Raw genomic sequence first — 17812 nt, forward strand, 5'->3', positions numbered from 1 at the left:
TACAGCGAATTCAGGGCCGAGGAACACTGCACCGTCAACGCCGACCGCAAGGTGGAAATCAGGGCAAACGATCACTTGAGCATTGCTCAGGTTCAGAACATCAAGGTGGGGATCGCGCAACTGATCGAGGCTGGTCAGGAAATCCATCTCAAGTCCGGCGACAAGACAGTGATCGATGCCGGCATGGAACTGACCCTCAGGGTCGGCGGCAGCTTTATCAAGATCGATCACAGCGGCGTCAGCATCAACGGGCCGCTGGTGAGAATCAATGAAATTGCTTTCCCCGGCATGGGGACACCTGCACTGCCTTTGTTACCGGGTCCCCTGCAACCGGTGGATATGAACACGCCGGGACAACTGCTGGCACAACCGCAATTTCTGGCGTTGAACCGCAAGCGGGCTGCGCGTTGCGAGGTATGCCAGGAATCATAGGGTGCAAAACAGCCTGGCGCTCAGGCAAAATCTATCCGGCTGATAACGAGCCACTGTGCTGCATGCCCTTCTGCAAGGAACCCCATGATCCAGATTCGCCCCATGACCCACGACGATTTCGAGATTTTCTGGCCCACGTTTCAGGCTGTCGTGGTGGCACAGGAAACCTATGCTTATGACCCGGCACTGACTCGGGAACAGGCACGGGACCTGTGGATGGGATTGCCCTTGCATACCCTGGTCGCTGAAGAGGACGGTCAGTTGCTGGGCAGTTATTACCTAAAGGCCAACGCCGTCGGCCCCGGGAATCATGTCAGCAACTGTGGCTACATGGTGACCGAGGCTGCACGCGGACGTGGCGTGGCCCGCCTGATGTGCGAGCACTCCCAGCAACTGGCTCGTGAAAGCGGCTTTCTGGCCATGCAGTTCAATTCGGTGGTATCCACCAATGAAGCGGCAGTGGCTTTGTGGAGCAAACTAGGTTTCGCAACCGTAGGACGTCTGCCACGTTCCTATCGCCATCTGCAGTTGGGGCTGGTGGATTGTCTGGTGATGTTCAAATGGCTGGTCGATGAACCGCAAGCCCGGGAACCCGAACAGCCAAAGCTGATCGGACGCAAGAATATCGAATCAGTGGTTTCCCGCCCCAGGCGCCGCTAGCCTGCTCAGTCCTTGACTTCGTTCAGGGAAAACCTTCGTCCCTTGGTGTCCCGCACTTCGGCACCCACGATATAAGCAATGGTCTGCCCGTCATGGTCAACCAGACGCTGCGGGGTTCCCAGGCTCAGGGTGCCTATCTCGCCGCTCCAGTCGCGGCGAGGATCATGCTCCAGATAGGCATAGACCTTGCGCTCGCGAATACGCCAGATCGGGTAGGACTTGCGGGTTGAAACGACGTCGTAGGTCAGATTGGGATTGAACAGGAAGGCAGTGGCCATGGCAGTCTCCGTTTGTGGACGTGGTTGACTGCATGTTGAAACCACAGGGAATGAGGCAGGATAGACCAAGCATCACTGGCAGTGCAGGTTCGCCTGACCGCCGACAGCAAAACGCGGGCGGAACGGGCTAAAAGTGCCCGTCCCGCCCGACGTTCAAGGTTTAAGAGGTTTGCGCATCAGGTTGCTTTTGCAGCAGAACCCGCGTCACACGCCGTTCCTCGACACCGACGACCTTGAGTTGCCAGCCTTGCCAGTCCAGGTTGTCACCGATCACCGGCAAGCGATCCAGCAGGCTCATGACCAGGCCGGCCAGGGTCTGATAATCATCGGTTGCCTTGGCCTGAAAGCCGGTCCGCTCGCGGATCAGGCTCAGGTTCAAGGCGCCCGACACCAGGAAGTCCTCACCCTGTGGCACGATATCCGGCCCTTCCACTTCACTGGCATCAGGCAACTGGCCAGCGATGGACTCCAGAATATCGGTCATGCTCAAGACACCGATGAAGTCGCCGAACTCATTGACCACGAATGCAATGTGAGTCGACTCTTTGCGCATCTGCTCCAGGGCATTGAGGATGGTGAAGTTATCCAGCAGGTTGATCGCCTTGCGGCTCATCAGACGCAGGTCAGGTTCGTTACCCGCCAGGATTTCCTTCAACAACTCCTTCTTGTGTACAAAGCCCAATGGCTCATCAATGCCAGCCTCGCCGATCAGCGGCAGTCTGGAATATGAGGAGTGCATCAGCTTGAGGCGGATCTTCTCCGCATCATCACCAATGTCGATGTAGTCGACTTCGGTACGCGGTGTCATGGCGGTGCGCACCTGACGCTCGGCCAGTTGCAGGACGCCGCTGATCATGACGCGCTCGCGACGGTCAAAGACCGGCTCGGTGCCTTCGCCCTCGATCATTTCGATGATTTCCTCCTCGACCTCACCCGCTTCCAGCTTGCGGCCGCCCAGCAGACGCATCACCGCATGGGCTGCACGCTCACGGCGCGGCAGATGACCATGGGCAGACTTCTTGCTGCGCTTGCGAGCGATCTGGTTGAACACCTCGATCAGGATCGAGAAGCCAATCGCGGCATACAGGTAGCCTTTAGGTATGTGGAAACCCAGACCTTCCGCAGTCAGGCTGAAGCCGATCATCATCAGGAAGCCCAGACACAGCATGATGACGGTCGGGTGGCTATTGACGAACTTGGTCAGCGGCTTGCTGGCAACCAGCATCAGGCCGATGGAGAAGATCACGGCAATCATCATGATCGACAGGTGTTCGACCATGCCGACGGCTGTAATCACGGCATCCAGCGAGAACACGGCGTCCAGCACCACGATCTGCGCCACGATAGGCCAGAACATGGCATAGGTGGCATTACCGGCACGCTGGCTGACATGGCCTTCGAGTCGCTCATGCAACTCCATCGTGGCCTTGAACAGCAGGAACACACCACCGAACAACATGATCAGGTCACGCCCGGAGAAGCTGTGATCGAATATCTCGAACAGCGGCTCGGTCAGCGTCACCATCCAGGAAATGCTCGCCAGCAGGCCAAGTCGCATGATCAGCGCCAGGGACAGACCAATCACCCGAGCCTTGTCACGCTGCTCGGGAGGCAGTTTGTCGGCCAGGATGGCAATGAACACCAGGTTGTCGATACCCAGTACCAGTTCAAGCACGATCAGGGTAAGCAGGCCAAGCCATGCCGTGGGGTCAGTTATCCATTCCATAGGAATCATTCAGTCTCGTGCAAAAAGTAACGGGAGGATGTCATCGGCAGAATCAAGCATGCACTGCGAGGCGTTACCGGGCTTGGCTCGGTAAATCCGGAGGGCAAAAGGCTGACGGGGCGAACACCCTGCAAGAGAGTGAAGAAACCAATGCTTGAATGAAGTGATCCACTCGATAACGAGGCGTGGGCACGCGAGCAGATGGGGGGTGTTGATGAAGCAGAGCGACCAGGAGGCTCCTGAGGGGTATTCATATAGTCCTGAAAATTAATGCGGGATGAGATCCTACAATAGAAAAAGATATTTCACCCGTCGAATAAGTATTACAAAGATTGACTGAGATCATGGGCAAGTCACCCTCCAGCGACACTATGTCGCACGCCCAAAGGCGACCAGTTATCTGACGACGGCGGCCAGGCGGTAGCTGCAAGCCTTCATTTGTCTTAAAATGTTGCAATACCGTCAAGCGAGTGCGGAATCGAACATGGACAGCCAGCCTGTCCTGTCGCGACCTCCCACCTGACTTGAACCGACTTATAAAAAGAAAGCCCGTCCCTGACGGGCTTTCTGCGTTTTCAGCTTTTGCTTTCTGGCTCACAAAGCCGTAAAGCCAGCTCCGTTTTCTGATATTGAGGCTATTTCCAATGCTGCGGCTTGTTGTGATTCACCTGTTCCAATGGTTCAAACGTCTTTCCTCGGTGCTTGCATCCCGCCGCTCTGCAGACACCCCCTACTCCCGTGATTTCAATCGCGAAGACGATCAGGGCCGCTGGACCTTCATTTCAATCTTTATCGTGCTCACCCTGAGCCTGTATTGCCTGGCAGGGCTTGGCTACTACGCCAAGGTCAATGTCTGGGACCACTTCACCGAAGAGCAGAAGGCCAATATCGCCCAGGCCATGGTGATCAGCACACAGAACCTGTGACACAAGGCGCAGTGACCACCGGACGGGGAAGTGAAAACTTCCCCGTTTTCGTTTGCGCAACTTGCCACCCAAAGGCTTTTCTGCGAGAAAGCAGCCCCGACCATCACAGGACAATCAGGCCATGAGCAACGAACTACAGATTACCGACCTGCATATCGGGGACGGCAAGGAAGCGGTAAAAGGCGCCTTGATCACCACTCATTACACTGGCGTTCTGGACGACGGCACCGTCTTCGACTCCTCCCATGAGCGCGGCAAGCCATTTCAGTGCGTAATTGGCACCGGCCGGGTCATCAAGGGCTGGGACATTGGCCTGATGGGCATGAAGGTTGGTGGCAAACGCAAGCTCTTCGTCCCGGCCCACCTGGGCTATGGCGACAGAAAGATGGGCGCCCATATCAAGCCCGGCTCCAATCTGACGTTTGAAATAGAGCTGCTGGAAGTCCTGACCCGCGACGATTGATCACGGTCAAGGTACGGCCCGCCCGCCACCATTTCCTTCGTGAATGTCTGATACAGCCCCCGGATTGCTTGTTACCGTGGAAAAAGCCATGCTCTGGGCATGGAGTTCAGACATTTATCTGACAGGAATTTATATGGCTCTCAATAAGCCGACCCAGGAGCTGAAACGGCACCTGAAGGGCACTGCCTCCAATCTTGAAAAAACAGCCGATGAAATTCTCAAGCTCGCCTCTGACATGAAAGATGTCGATGTGACCGCCATTTTGCAGTTGGTCAATCGACTCTACGGCGATGCCGACCAGCTCAAGGCCTATGTGGATGAGGTCAAGGCGAAAAGGATTGTGCGCACCAAGCCGCAGTGAAACACGGACAGACCCCCAGCCCCCGCGCAGCCTACTGCCAGAGAGCCATCCATGTTGCCATCCGCCACAAAGATCAGCGCCAGCCCAAGACACCTGAACATGCAGAAATGGCGTGGCAGGATTGGTATGGCACTGGCGGCCAGCCTGTCAGTGCTGGCGGGCATGACCGACGCAATAGGCTTCATGGCCACCGGGGATTTCGTTTCATTCATGAGCGGCAACACCACTCGCCTGGCCGTCGCCATCAGTGACGGTGACTCGGGGACAACCAACCGCCTGATACTGGCCATTATTGTTTTTATTGCAGGCAATGCCCTGGGCGTCATCATTGCCCGCCTGGGTGGCAGACGCGCCCTGCCCTTGTTGCTCAGCGTCGCCACACTGCTTTGCGCTGCAGCGGCCTGGCCGATGGATTCGAATATTCTGGCACTTGTCTGGGCCATTCTGGCCATGGGCATGCTCAATGCCGCTGTCGAACAGGTCAACGGTCTTCCCGTGGGCCTGACCTACGTGACCGGCGCGCTGTCACGCTTCGGGCGTGGCCTGGGGCGCCGGATGCTCGGTGAGCGCCGCGATGGCTGGCGGATTCAACTTGTCCCGTGGGCAGGCATGTTTGTCGGTGCCGTCATTGGCGCCGTGCTTGAACGGCACATGGGACTCAATGCACTGCTGGTCAGCGGCACGCTCTCAGCCTTGCTGGGGCTTGTGTCACTGAAAATCCCCCATCGCTGGCAACGCCGCTATATGCCACGCTGACACGAGTGCATTGCTCTTCCATTTCAGCGTCGCTTGAAATGCGTTTAACATACGCGCCCTTTCATTGCCGACCCTTGTCATGACCCCTGATGCGCTCGCCACTCTGCAACAGCACGTACTCGATGCCTTGAGCACCGTGCCCGATGAAACCCGTCGCCTGTTTCATGGACGCGGCAGAGTATGGCCGGGGCTTGAACACATCACCGTCGACTGGATGCAGGGCGTGGTGCTGGTCTCGCTGTTCAGGGAATCATTGGAGTCAGAGCTGGCGTCATTGACCCGACTGCTGCTGGAGCTGACGCACTCCCCTCAATGGCAACAGAGCCAGGCCCATACGCTGTTGCTGCAACATCGCTATCTGCCACAAAGCACAGTGCAATGCCTCGTGGGCGAACTGATGGACGAGTGGGTCATTACCGAGAACAACCTGCGCTACAAGGTCGATTTCGGCAAGAAACAGAACAGCGGTCTGTTTCTGGACATGCGTTATGGCCGCGAATGGGTTCGCTCCCAGGCCAAGGGCAAGCGGATACTCAATCTGTTCGCCTATACCTGCGGCTTTTCGGTCGCCGCCATTGCCGGCGGTGCCGATCATGTGGTCAATCTGGACATGGCCAAGGCCGCGCTGAATCGTGGACGTGAGAATCATCGGCTCAATGGCCATGATCTGAGCCGGGTCAGCTTTCTGGGACACGATCTGTTCAAGTCCTGGGCCAAAGTCACCCGCTCGGGTCCTTACGATCTGGTGATCATCGACCCGCCGTCATTCCAGAAAGGCAGTTTCATGCTAGACAAGGATTATCAGCGGGTTTTGCGCCGCTTGCCGGAACTGCTGACCGAGGATGGAACGGTACTGGCCTGTATGAACGATCCGGCAGTCGGCACGGACTTTCTGATCCGGCACACAGCGGTTGAAGCTCCGGGACTGCGCTTCGAGCAACGCCTGGAGAATCCGCCCGAATTTCCCGATGCCCGTATCGAGGGTGGTTTGAAAGCTCTGGTGTTCAAGGCTGATGGTGAACCACGGGCAGGATGGGCATAGCGGCGAGGAGTGCATTCCTCAAATGCAATAAGCGGCTGGCGCATACGCACCAGCCGCTTATGGGTTACAGGCATCAGTTTCTACCAGCACACTCAGTTATTGCCTTGTAACTCAGTGTATTGAGATCGCCTTGCGAGTCTTCATAAGTCATGAACTTATAGTTGATCCCGCAATCGCCAGGGGCCGGGGTCTTGATGACCACCTTGGCAACATCCAGCTTCATTCCGTAGGCATAGTTCTGTATAACGGGAACCGGCTTCTGGACCTTGGCCGCATATTCCTCGACCTTGATCTGATGCGCTTTGCTGCGCTCATCACTGCCCCGCAAGTCTGTCGTACTGAAAGCGTACGAAGTCAATGGCGAAGCCAGTGCAAAGGCAAGAACGGACAGCTTTAAAACATTCATCTATTTTCTCCTGTTTAGTGGTAACTCAATGTAGCAATACAATCCCTCGGTAAAAATATGCCACCCGGCATATCCTGAAGCGCCAATTGTTTCTGTATGTTTTTTATTTGTAAAAAGATCGTGATATTTAAAGAAACCTGCTCGCTGGCTTACCGTGACCTGCCGCCGGCCACGACGACAAAGCGAGGCAGCCGGAGCGTCATCAGTTCTTGCCAGCGCAGTCACTCAGCACCTTGTAGCGCAGCGTATTGAGTTCGCCCTGGGAATTTTCATACGTCATCAATTTGGAGTTGACCACGCAACTCTTCGGCGCCGGAGTTCTAACGATCACCTTGGCAATATCCAGGTTCATACCGTAGGCGTAGTTCTGTATTTCAGGAACAGCCTTCTGCGCCCTGGCTGCATACTCCTCAACTTTTAGTTGATGCACCCTGCTCCGCTCCTCGCCTTGAAGATCCACAGAACTGAAAGCGTACGAGGTCAGTGGTGAAACAAGCGCAAAGGCAAGAACAGACAGTTTTAGAACATTCATCTTGCGACTCCTATCAAGTGATGACTCACTGTAGCAATCAGAAACTTTCCAGAACGTTGCGCGAGAATTACCATTTTGTAATCGCTCTGAACGCTTTATAAAACCTAAATAAAAAAGCCCGTGGCAGTTCACCCGCTACGAGCCTTTCAACAACTTTAACTCTTATTCTTCTCGACGATGAGCCCACTGATACAGCGCTGGCAATACCAGCAAAGTCAGAATCGTCGAAGAAAGGATCCCGCCGATCACGACGGTAGCCAGAGGCCTCTGCACTTCAGCACCGGTGCCAGTCGCCAGAGCCATGGGGATGAAGCCCAGAGAAGCAACCAAAGCCGTCATCAGTACCGGACGCAACCTTGTCAAAGCGCCTTCATGGATGGCTTTTTCCAGGCTGAAGCCTTCCTCACGAAGGTTACGAATGAAGGCAATCATCACCAGACCATTCAAGACCGCGACACCGGACAGGGCAATGAACCCGACCCCGGCGGAAATCGACAACGGGATGTCCCGCAGCCATAACGCCAGGATACCGCCCGTCAAGGCAAAGGGAATCCCGGTGAACACCAGCAAGCCATCCTTGAGGTTGTTGAACATCATGAACAGCAGCGCCAGCACCATCAGCAACGCTACGGGCACCACGATTTGCAGGCGCTGGGCCGCCGATTGAAGCTGCTCGAACTGGCCACCCCAACTGGTCCAGTACCCTGGCGGAATCGTCACTTGCTTCTGGATATCCTGCCCTGCCTGCTCCACAAACGAGCCAAGGTCACGGCCCCGTACGTTGGCGCTGACGATGACCAGACGCTTGCCGTTCTCGCGACTGATCTGATTAGGCCCGAGGACCAGATCCAGGCTCGCCACTTGGGACAATGGGATGAAGCCGATCTGCGCATTGCTGCTGCCCGGACTGGCCGGAATGGGAATCAGCAGATTGGAGAGCCCGTTCACGTCGGTGCGCAGCTTCTCGGACAAGCGCACCACCATGTCGAATCGGCGGTCCCCGTCATACAGCGTGCCGGCCTGACGCCCACCGACAGCAATCGCAATGGCATCCTGCACATCGCCCATGTTCAAGCCATAACGGGCAGCCTTGTCGCGATCGATATTGATCGTCAGCACCGGCAGGCCGGTCGTCTGTTCGACCTTGACCTCCGAGGCGCCGCCGACCTTCTGCAGCGTTGCGGCGATCTTGTTCGCTGTCTGATTCAGTACATCCATGTCATCGCCAAACACTTTCACAGCAACATCGCTGCGCACACCTGAAATCAGCTCGTTGAAGCGCAACTGAATCGGCTGGGACAGCTCGTAGTTGCTGCCCGGCACGCTGGCAGCGGCGGCCTGCAACTCGGCAATCAGTGTCTCGCGGGACTTCTTCGGATCAGGCCATTGATCGGCAGGCTTGAGCATCACGTAGCTATCGGAAATATTCGGCGGCATCGGATCGGCGGCGATTTCCGCAGTCCCTGTACGGGCAAAAACGCGCTCCACTTCCGGCATACGCTCGATAATGGCTTTCTCGAGTCGCTGTTGCATGTCCACCGACTGGGTCAGGCTGGTACCCGGAACACGCAAGGCCTGCAAGGCAAAGTCGCCTTCACTCAGACTGGGAATGAACTCACTGCCCATTCGGCTGGCGGCAACACCAGAAACGGCAATGACCGCAAACGCCATGCCGAACGCCAGGGTACGGTGGCCAAGCACCCAATCCAGAATCGGTGCATACCGCTGGCGGGCCGTACGCATGACCACGCCTTCCTCTTCCTTCACCTTGCCAGTGACGAACATGGCAATGGCAGCAGGTACGAAGGTCACAGACAGGATCATCGCACCCAGCAGCGCAATAACCACAGTAAACGCCATCGGGTGGAACATCTTGCCTTCGACACCTGTCAGGGCAAAGATCGGCAGGTACACGACCATGATGATCAACTGACCGAAGATCAACGGGCGTCGGGCCTCACGTGCAGCAGCAAAGACCTCATGGAAACGTTCGGATCGAGTCAGCATCCGGCCATGGCGCTGCTGGGCGTGGGCCAGTCTGCGAATCGAGTTTTCGACGATGACCACCGCACCATCGACAATAATGCCGAAGTCCAGCGCCCCCAGGCTCATCAGGTTGGCACTGACCTTGTTGGCGAACATGCCGGTAAAGGTGAAGAGCATGGCCAGTGGAATCACCATGGCGGTGATCAGGGCCGCACGAATGTTACCCAGGAACAGGAAGAGGACCGCGATGACCAGAATCGCGCCTTCGATCAGGTTCTTCTTGACCGTGGCAATGGCCTTTTCCACCAGATTGGTACGGTCATACACCGTAACCGCAACGACGCCCTTGGGCAGCGAGCGGTTGATCTCGGTCAGCTTTGCAGCCACCGCCTGGGAGACGCTGCGACTGTTTTCGCCGATCAGCATGAAGACTGTACCCAGCACGACTTCACGGCCGTTTTCGGTCGCTGCACCGGAACGCAGTTCCTTGCCGATCACCACATCGGCCACATGACTCACCCGGATCGGCGTGCCCTGCACATTGGCAATCACGATATTGGCGATATCGAGTTCATTGACCAGTTGCCCTGGCGCCCGGATCACCAGTTGCTCACCACCCCGCTCGATATAGCCAGCGCCGACGTTGGAGTTGTTGCGCTCAAGGGCCACGATCAGGTCGTTGAGTGTCAACTTGTAGGCAGCCAGCTTTTTCGGATCGGGCGCTATCTGGTACTGCTTGGCAAAGCCGCCAATGGTATTGATCTCGGCGACACCCGGCACATTGCGCAACTGTGGCTTGATGATCCAGTCCTGAATGACCCGCAGGTCAGTAGGCGTATACGGCGTGCCATCCTCTTTCAGCGCCCCCTCTTTGGCCTCGACCGTCCAGAGGAATATCTCTCCGAGACCGGTTGAGACAGGCCCCATCATGGCATCGATGTTTTCAGGCAACTGCTCCTTGGCGGTCTGCAAACGCTCGCTGACCAGTTGGCGAGCAAAAAACAGGTCCGTGCCATCGGCAAATATCACCGTGACCTGAGACAAGCCCGAGCGCGACAGCGAGCGGGTCTGCTTCAAGCCCGGCAATCCGGCCATGGCAGTTTCGATGGCAAAGGTGATGCGCTGCTCGGTTTCCAGCGGTGAAAAACCCGGTGCAGCAGTATTGATCTGCACCTGGACGTTGGTGATATCAGGCACCGCATCGATGGGCAGCTTCTGGTAGCTGGCAATGCCCAGCCCTACCATCAGCAAGACCGCCAGCATGACGACAATGCGTTGCTCTATGGCAAATTGAATCAGGCGTTCAAACATGGAAGAGTTCTCGTGCGTGGCGGATCAATGGGCATGCTCGGCCGAGCCCTTGCCCAGCTCCGACTTGAGGACGAAACTGCCTGCGGTTGCGACTTGTGTGTTGACTGCCAGCCCCTTGAGCACCTCCACGTATCCGCTGTCGCTGCGCCCGAGCGTGACAGGCTGGACCTGGAAACCCTGTGGCGTACGAACAAAAACCGAAGGCTTGTCTTCAATGGTCTGAATCGCCTCCTCGGGAATGCTGATCGCAACCTCGTTGGCTTGAGCCGCCACCGCAATGGACACAAACAATCCGGGACGCCAGGCCCCTTGAGGGTTGGCGAGTTTCACCCGCACCGTTGCCGCCCTGCTCTGCTCGCCCAGCAGATTGCCGACATAGCTCACCTGACCTTCGACTTCGGCGTTCATGTCCGGGGAACTGACCTTGACCTTGCGCCCTACAACCACCTTGTCCAGATCCTTGGGCGTCACACCGAAGGTGGCCCAGACCCGCGACAGATCCGAGAGCGTGAAAACGTTGCTGCTCTCGCTGACCACTTCACCGAGCCCCAGATGCTTTTCAACAACCACGGAATCGAAAGGCGCAACGAGTTCGTAGCGATTGCCGGTGGCTTTGCCGGCAGCGCCCATGGCACTGACTTTCTGACGGGCATTGCTCAGGGCGATTTCGGCCTCCTGCAAGGCCTGACGCGCCTGCTGGTAATCCTGCTCGGCCGAAATCTTGTCTTCCCAGAGTTTTTTCTCGCGCTGGAATGTCAGGCGGGACAGTTCGACCCGACGCTGCGCCGCGCTCAACTCACTGCGCTGCTCTGAAACCTGCTGGCTGGCAATCACCGCCAGAACCTGGCCTTTTCTGACCTGTTGCCCGAGGTCGGCTTTCACTTCTTCCACGACACCGCTGACTCGTGGCACCACGTGCGAGGTGCGATCCTCATCGAAGCGGATTTCACCGGGGAACGAGACGGACGTGCTCATCTGGCGAGAAGCGGCCACACCCAGCTCAATGCCCGCGGCCTTGATCTGGGCCTCGCTCAACTCCAGCGCGCCCTCTTCTTCATGCCCTTCTTCCCCATGGCCCTCATCGCCATGCTCGTCCTTTTTGGCCGGTTTGCCTTTTGGCTCATCCCCGTGATCGTCATGACCTTCCCCTTCATGGCCTTTCTCCTGGCCGTGAGACGATTCCTTTTCATCGTCATGGGCATGTTCGGAAGAAGCGTTGGAGAAAGACTGACCACCGCCCAGGGTCAGACTGCCCAGGCCAATGAGAACCACCACTGCCGTCGCAGCGGCAATGTTGCGCTTGTTATTCATGAAGACTCCTGATTGGCCACTCAGGGCTTTACGCCCCTGCCGCTGGCCACCGCTGGCTATTGAAGTTGAGTGAGGAAACGGCCCGAGTCGCCGTAAATGCGTTCGATGACGACCCGTGCATCAGCCGCGCGGGCCAACGACTCCAGGTACTGGCTACGTGCAGAAATCAAGGTGCGCTGTGCATCGAGCACTTCCAGGAAACCGAACTTGCCCATCTCGAAACCGCGGGTTGCGGTGTCGACTGCCTGTTGGGCGGCAGGCAGGATTACCCTGGTGAACGCTTCGGCTTCCTGGGCTGCGGTGTCCCACTGATCGACCGCCAGTTGCGTCTGGGTGCGCAGCTTCAACTCCACGGAGTTGCGCAAGTCACGGGATTGATCGGCACGTCGTGCGGCCGCCAGGACATTGCCCTGATTGCGATCGAACAATGGAATCGGCACGGAAAAGCCGACCACATTGACCCGCTCGCGGTCCTCGCGACTGTACTGGCTGCCCACGCTGACGGTGAGGTCTGGAATGCGTTGCGCCTTCTGCGAACCCAGTTGCGCCTCGCCCAGTGCGATGCGGGTTTCGGCCAGACGCAGCTCGGCGGTCTGTTTGATTTGATTCAACAGGGTTGGCCCGTGAGGCGCCTTGCCCGGCGACAGGTTCGGGGACTGCAGACGCTCGAAAGAGTTCTGCGACTGGCCCATGAGTTGAGACAGTTCACGCCAGGCAGCCGATTTGGCGATCTGCGCCTGACGCACCTGCAGACGGGTTTCGGCCAGTTGCACCTGAGCCCGGGTGGCTTCTACAGGCGACGACTTGCCAGCCTGGATACGACCCTCGGCAACCTTGAGTCCTCGCTCGGCCAGTGTCTGGGATTCCAGCGCCAGATCCAGCCCGGCCTGGGCTCGCAAGGCTGCATAAAAGCCTTGGATCACCTCGCCACGCAAGGCATTGCCACGTTGCTCCAGCTCAAGTGCGGCGACATCCTGGCCGCGGCTGGCGACATCGACACGAGCGCCTCTTTTGCCTCCCAGTTCCAGCGCCTGACTGATGGCGATGGTTGTGGTGCTGGTGGACTTGCGGGTGTCTTCCATCTCCCAGGACAGCTCGGGATTGGGTATCAACCCGGCCTGCTGCCGCTCCCCCAGCGCGATGTCGATTTCCCGGCGAGCGGCAGCCAGATCCGGATTCATGGAAAAGGCCGTGTCCAGAGCGTCGGACAGTGTGATGGATTGCGATTGCGCTGCCGTCGCGCTCTGGCTGAAAACCGCCAGGAACAGCACACAGGCAAAGCCCATTTTCATTCTGCCGGGTTTGCTGCCCGGTGAACTGTTCAAGATTCGATAGCCGCGCACGTTGTACTTCCCCACTTGCATGATCCACGCCTGAGCGGCGATTGCACCGGCGAGCATGAGCTGCCGGGGTTGACGCAGGGACTTTAGGGAATGGCAGTTATCAGCGGGGTTGCTGGAAAATTACAATTTCGTTATCTGAAAAAAGTGCGGCGCTTTGGCCTTAAAGTAAGTAACACATCAGCATTGACTCTGTAGTCGCTACAGACTTCAGAATCCCTTCGCTTCAGCATCCACTCACTCAATTCAAACAGGATATTCAACCATGCGAATCCTTGTGGTCGAGGACGAGCCGAAAACTGCCGAATACATGCATCAGGGTCTGACCGAAAGCGGTTATATCGTCGATGTTGCCACGACAGGAATCGATGGCCTTTGCCTGGCCCAGCAACAGATCTATGACGTGGTCATTCTGGACATCAACCTGCCGGGCATGGATGGCTGGGATGTTCTGGCACAACTGCGCAAGACCAGTAACACACGGGTCATGATCGTGACCGCCCGCGGCCGTCTCGATGAAAAGATAAAAGGCCTGGAATCGGGGGCCGACGACTATCTGGTCAAGCCGTTCGAGTTCCCTGAACTGCTGGCGCGGATTCGCACCCTGATGCGCCGCAGCGAGCAGGCCAATGTGCCTCAGGTACTGCAAGTGTCGGACCTGGAGCTCGATCAGGGCAGACACCGGGCATTCCGGGGCAAGCAGCGCATTGACCTGACCACCAAGGAGTTCGCACTCCTGCATTTATTGATGCGCCACAGCGGCGAGGTTCTGTCACGTACCCAGATCATTTCTCTGGTGTGGGACATGAACTTCGATTGCGACACCAACGTGGTGGAGGTGTCCATCAGGCGCCTGCGGGCCAAGATCGATGACCCGTTCGACAACAAGCTGATTCATACCCTGCGCGGCGTGGGTTATGTGCTGGAGTCCCGGGAATGAAGCCCACAAGGCTGTCCATGCAACTGGGGCTGACCGTCAGCCTGATGTGCGCGATTCTGGTAATCGTCATGGCCACGCTGGCCTCACTGGCCATCTCGCGTCAACTGGACCTGCGCGCCGCCAACAGCCTTGACGAAAAGTTCAAGCAGATCGAACACAGTCTGACCGAGACGGCCAGCAGCGCAGACATCATGCTCAACCCGCATAACCTGCGCGACCAGATCATGGGCCATGACGATTTCAGTCTGGCAATCATCGATCCGGCCGAGCCGACACATGTGCTGTTCAGTATGGGCCCTGCGACGGCAGAACAGATTCTGGCCATGAACGCCGACAGCCCGGACACCGGCAAGGTACTGATTGCCTCAAGGCTGGTGCCCTTGCGCGACAAGGAGAAGGTTACCGTCCTGCTGTCTCTCGACCGGCAAAGCGATATTGCCTTGCTCAAGTCTTATATGACCTCGACCCTGATCGCCTTGCCGCTGATTCTGCTATTGGTCGGCGCTGTCGCCTGGTGGGTGGTGCATCGCGGGCTCAAGCCTCTGCGGGCCTTTCGCAAGGTGGCAGAGATGATATCGGCTCGCGACCTGACACACCGGGTCAAGACCAGCGACTTGCCTGATGAACTGAGCAATCTGGCCCATGCGATCAATTTCATGCTGCACCGCCTGGACAGCGATGTTCAACAGTTGACGCAATTCTCGGACGATCTGGCCCATGAGCTTCGCTCGCCCATGAACAACCTGATGGGCAAGGCCCAGGTGACGCTATCCCGGGAAAGACCACCCGACGAGTACAAACAGGTGCTTGAGTCATGCACTGAAGAACTGGAGCGCATGTCACGCATGGTGTCCCAGATGCTGTTTCTGGCCAGTGTCAGTCAGCCACTAGCCCCCATCGCGTTCAGCCGAATCGATCTGGACGAAGAAGTAAGCAAGGTAGTTGAACTCTTTGCCTTGTCAGCCGAGGAAAAGAACATTGTCCTGCAGGTAACCGGCCACGCCCGGATTAACGGCGAACGCCTGATGATTCAGCGCGCCATCTCGAACCTGCTCTCCAATGCCATAAGACACAGCCCTGAAGGCAGTACGATCAGCATCAGCCTTGAACAGCATCAGGGTCAGGTCTCGCTCAGTGTCGGCAACACCGGAGAAGGCATCGAGGCCGAGCACCTGCCACGCCTGTTCGACCGTTTTTACAGAGTGCATGCCAGTCGTTCGCGGCATCAGGGCGGTACCGGGCTGGGGCTGGCAATCGTGCGCTCCATCATGAGCCTGCATGAAGGCCATGTAACCGTACAAAGTACACCGGCTACTTATACTCGCTTCACGATGATTTTCCCTGCTACAGAACAACTAAATTAATTATTGACGGCAAATTAATGACGCCGAATTAATTATTCTCATTCACTTCAAAGTGAAACTTTATAACCCTCCAAAGCGATAGACAGCTAACCTCAAAACTGTCTATCGACCCCTCACGTCTACTTTCCAGAAAACTTGAATTAATAGATTCAATTGATACCGCTTTTACGCAATAAAAGTTTTCTGCACTCACTATATTTTTTTCACATCACAGCACCTACAGTGATATCACGTTGCCATGCGATTGATGTTGGCTGCTGCTCTATGCTGAGCAAAGAGGATCCAAAAATGAAAACAAGAAATATCCGATTGAACACCCGCGCCTTTCTCAGTTTCGGCATTATCTGCCTGCTTCTTGCAGGGTTGGGGGCAACTGTCATTTACAAGATGAACAGCCTGCATGGCGCCGTGAGCAAGTTTCAGACCGACCTGCTGCCCAGCGTAAGGCAGGCAGGCAAGATCGAAAGCGCTGGCCTGCTCTACCGCCTGGATGCCCGGCGGTTCGTGATGGACGAAGAAAGACAGGGCAGCGCTTCCATCGACAAGTTGAAGGCTCTGAAAAACGCATTGATTCAGATAACCGACAGCTATGCTCCCATGGTATCCAGCGATACCGAAGAACAGGCTTATCGTCAGGTCAAAGCCAATGTCCAGGCTTATACCGCCAAGATCGACGAATTGATGGAACTCAGCAAGACCAAGACCAATAACGAACTATTCATCTTTATCCGTGACACCAGCAGTCCACAGGCCAAGGCACTGCAATCGTCCATAGAGGCTTTGATAGAGGTCAATGTCAAAGGCGCTGAAAAATCGAGTGACACGGCAAACAAGGCTTATGAAAACGGACTGACCGTCACCATCGCCTTTATTGTTATCGCCGTTATCCTGACTGTACTGGTCGCAACCGTGTTTACCCGTAGCGTTGCACGCCCCGTCAAGGCTCTGCTTGAAACCACCAAACGCATTGCCGAAGGTGATTTGCGTACCCAAGTAGAAATTACCGGTGCCGATGAACTGACCGAATTGCAAAGTGCAACGGCAACCATGCTCGCCAGCCTGAAAAGTACCATCCAGCATATCTCCGACTCCTCCGGCCTCCTGGCTTCGGCGGCAGAAGAAATGAGCTCGATCACTCAGGAATCGACAAATGGCATCCAGCGTCAGTCCATGGAAACCGAACAGGCAGCCACTGCCGTCAATGAGATGACAGCCGCTATCGAAGAGGTCGCCCGCAATGCGGTGTCCGCCTCGGAATCCACCCAGGCCTCGGAACGCTCGGCCAAGACCGGACAGGAATGCGTCAGCAAGACCATAAATGCACTCGAAAAACTCAGCTCTACAGTCGACCGCACCAGCACAGAAGTCGAAGGGCTGGCCAATCAGGCCCAGAACATCACCAAGGTGCTGGATGTCATTCGCGCCATTGCCGAACAGACCAACCTGCTGGCACTCAATGCGGCCATCGAAGCAGCCCGTGCCGGTGAGCAGGGTCGTGGCTTCGCAGTGGTTGCCGACGAGGTCCGGGCACTGGCTCATCGCACTCAATCCTCGACTCAGGAAATCGAGCAGATGATTCAGAGCATCCAGAAGGACTCGACTCTGGCTGTGCAGTCCATGAAGCAAAGCAGTGAGGAGGCCGATGCCACCTTGCTGATCGCCCAGGAATCCGGAACCGCGATAAAGGAAATCACCACAGCCATTTCCCAGATCAACGAACGCAACCTGCTGATCGCTACGGCTTCCGAAGAACAGGCCCATGTAGCGCGGTCCGTCGATCAGAACCTGGTAAGCATCAGGGACCTGTCGGTGCAAAGCTCTTCGGCTGCCGATCAGACCTCAACTGCAAGCCAGGAGCTTTCAAGACTGGCTGTCGATCTGAACCGACTGGTTTCCCGGTTCTCTGTCTAACTATCGAACTCGTCTGAACACTACAGGGATGAATGTTCTGCTGATTCACGATCAAGCCAAAGCAGGT

At 56.7% G+C, this 17812-nt stretch carries 16 protein-coding genes and 1 pseudogene; 10 read left to right on the forward strand and 7 right to left on the reverse strand.

The window, feature by feature from the left end; genetic code table 11:
* Together K5D32_RS23250 and K5D32_RS23255 are read left to right on the forward strand one after the other, a co-directional pair.
* Positions 1 to 432, forward strand: a pseudogene (locus K5D32_RS23250) (type VI secretion system tip protein VgrG); the annotation flags it as partial.
* A gap of 84 nt (positions 433 to 516) precedes the next feature.
* Positions 517 to 1092 (forward strand): GNAT family N-acetyltransferase, encoded by a 576-nt coding sequence (locus K5D32_RS23255; RefSeq protein WP_221601955.1) that lies wholly within the window; start codon positions 517 to 519, stop codon positions 1090 to 1092.
* A gap of 5 nt (positions 1093 to 1097) precedes the next feature.
* Here K5D32_RS23255 and K5D32_RS23260 read toward each other — a convergent pair whose 3' ends face one another.
* Together K5D32_RS23260 and K5D32_RS23265 are read right to left on the reverse strand one after the other, a co-directional pair.
* Entirely contained in the window at positions 1098 to 1370 is a 273-nt protein-coding gene (locus K5D32_RS23260; RefSeq protein ID WP_216705738.1) for a hypothetical protein, read from the reverse strand.
* Between the two features lie 160 nt (positions 1371 to 1530).
* Positions 1531 to 3096 (reverse strand): TerC family protein, encoded by a 1566-nt coding sequence (locus tag K5D32_RS23265; protein WP_198726009.1) that lies wholly within the window; start codon positions 3094 to 3096, stop codon positions 1531 to 1533.
* Positions 3097 to 3740: 644 nt separating this feature from the next.
* Between K5D32_RS23265 and K5D32_RS23270 the strand changes: the two genes are divergently transcribed.
* The 5 genes from K5D32_RS23270 to K5D32_RS23290 all read left to right on the forward strand — a co-directional run bounded on the left by K5D32_RS23270 (position 3741) and on the right by K5D32_RS23290 (position 6644).
* Complete coding sequence (locus K5D32_RS23270; protein WP_025260010.1) at positions 3741 to 4022, forward strand: hypothetical protein; 282 nt, start codon at positions 3741 to 3743, stop codon at positions 4020 to 4022.
* Positions 4023 to 4143: 121 nt separating this feature from the next.
* The gene (locus K5D32_RS23275) at positions 4144 to 4485 is read left to right on the forward strand and encodes an FKBP-type peptidyl-prolyl cis-trans isomerase (RefSeq protein ID WP_221594708.1); all 342 of its coding nucleotides are present in this window, start codon (positions 4144 to 4146) and stop codon (positions 4483 to 4485) included.
* A gap of 133 nt (positions 4486 to 4618) precedes the next feature.
* Positions 4619 to 4846: a hypothetical protein gene (locus K5D32_RS23280; protein WP_221578590.1), complete on the forward strand. Its 228-nt coding sequence runs from the start codon at positions 4619 to 4621 to the stop codon at positions 4844 to 4846.
* A 51-nt stretch (positions 4847 to 4897) separates the two neighbouring features.
* Positions 4898 to 5602 (forward strand): YoaK family protein, encoded by a 705-nt coding sequence (locus K5D32_RS23285; RefSeq protein WP_221601956.1) that lies wholly within the window; start codon positions 4898 to 4900, stop codon positions 5600 to 5602.
* Positions 5603 to 5681: 79 nt separating this feature from the next.
* The gene (locus K5D32_RS23290; RefSeq protein WP_221594705.1) at positions 5682 to 6644 is read left to right on the forward strand and encodes a class I SAM-dependent methyltransferase; all 963 of its coding nucleotides are present in this window, start codon (positions 5682 to 5684) and stop codon (positions 6642 to 6644) included.
* A 73-nt stretch (positions 6645 to 6717) separates the two neighbouring features.
* On the opposite strand, the gene K5D32_RS23295 is transcribed toward K5D32_RS23290, so the two are convergent.
* The 5 genes from K5D32_RS23295 to K5D32_RS23315 all read right to left on the reverse strand — a co-directional run bounded on the left by K5D32_RS23295 (position 6718) and on the right by K5D32_RS23315 (position 13482).
* Complete coding sequence (locus K5D32_RS23295; protein WP_025260005.1) at positions 6718 to 7050, reverse strand: DUF2790 domain-containing protein; 333 nt, start codon at positions 7048 to 7050, stop codon at positions 6718 to 6720.
* A 202-nt stretch (positions 7051 to 7252) separates the two neighbouring features.
* Positions 7253 to 7582 (reverse strand): DUF2790 domain-containing protein, encoded by a 330-nt coding sequence (locus K5D32_RS23300; RefSeq protein ID WP_221601957.1) that lies wholly within the window; start codon positions 7580 to 7582, stop codon positions 7253 to 7255.
* 162 nt (positions 7583 to 7744) lie between these two features.
* The gene (locus tag K5D32_RS23305) at positions 7745 to 10879 is read right to left on the reverse strand and encodes a CusA/CzcA family heavy metal efflux RND transporter (RefSeq protein ID WP_221601958.1); all 3135 of its coding nucleotides are present in this window, start codon (positions 10877 to 10879) and stop codon (positions 7745 to 7747) included.
* 24 nt (positions 10880 to 10903) lie between these two features.
* A complete protein-coding gene (locus K5D32_RS23310) occupies positions 10904 to 12190 on the reverse strand; it encodes an efflux RND transporter periplasmic adaptor subunit (RefSeq protein WP_221601959.1) in 1287 nt (428 codons plus the stop codon).
* Between the two features lie 56 nt (positions 12191 to 12246).
* Entirely contained in the window at positions 12247 to 13482 is a 1236-nt protein-coding gene (locus tag K5D32_RS23315) for a TolC family protein (protein ID WP_221601992.1), read from the reverse strand.
* Positions 13483 to 13795: 313 nt separating this feature from the next.
* Here K5D32_RS23315 and K5D32_RS23320 point away from each other — a divergent pair, with 313 nt between their 5' ends.
* From K5D32_RS23320 to K5D32_RS23330, 3 genes are all read left to right on the forward strand, one after another.
* Positions 13796 to 14470 carry a heavy metal response regulator transcription factor gene (locus K5D32_RS23320; RefSeq protein ID WP_221601960.1) on the forward strand — a complete coding sequence of 225 codons (675 nt, stop codon included), beginning with the start codon at positions 13796 to 13798 and terminating at the stop codon, positions 14468 to 14470.
* A complete protein-coding gene (locus K5D32_RS23325; RefSeq protein ID WP_221601961.1) occupies positions 14467 to 15834 on the forward strand; it encodes a heavy metal sensor histidine kinase in 1368 nt (455 codons plus the stop codon). Before K5D32_RS23320 ends, K5D32_RS23325 begins: the two co-directional genes overlap by 4 nt.
* Positions 15835 to 16122: 288 nt before the next feature.
* Entirely contained in the window at positions 16123 to 17745 is a 1623-nt protein-coding gene (locus tag K5D32_RS23330) for a methyl-accepting chemotaxis protein (RefSeq protein ID WP_221601962.1), read from the forward strand.
* The last annotated feature ends 67 nt before the right edge of the window (positions 17746 to 17812 follow it).

The organism is Pseudomonas cichorii (assembly GCF_019719005.1).
Lineage (GTDB): Bacteria > Pseudomonadota > Gammaproteobacteria > Pseudomonadales > Pseudomonadaceae > Aquipseudomonas > Aquipseudomonas cichorii_E.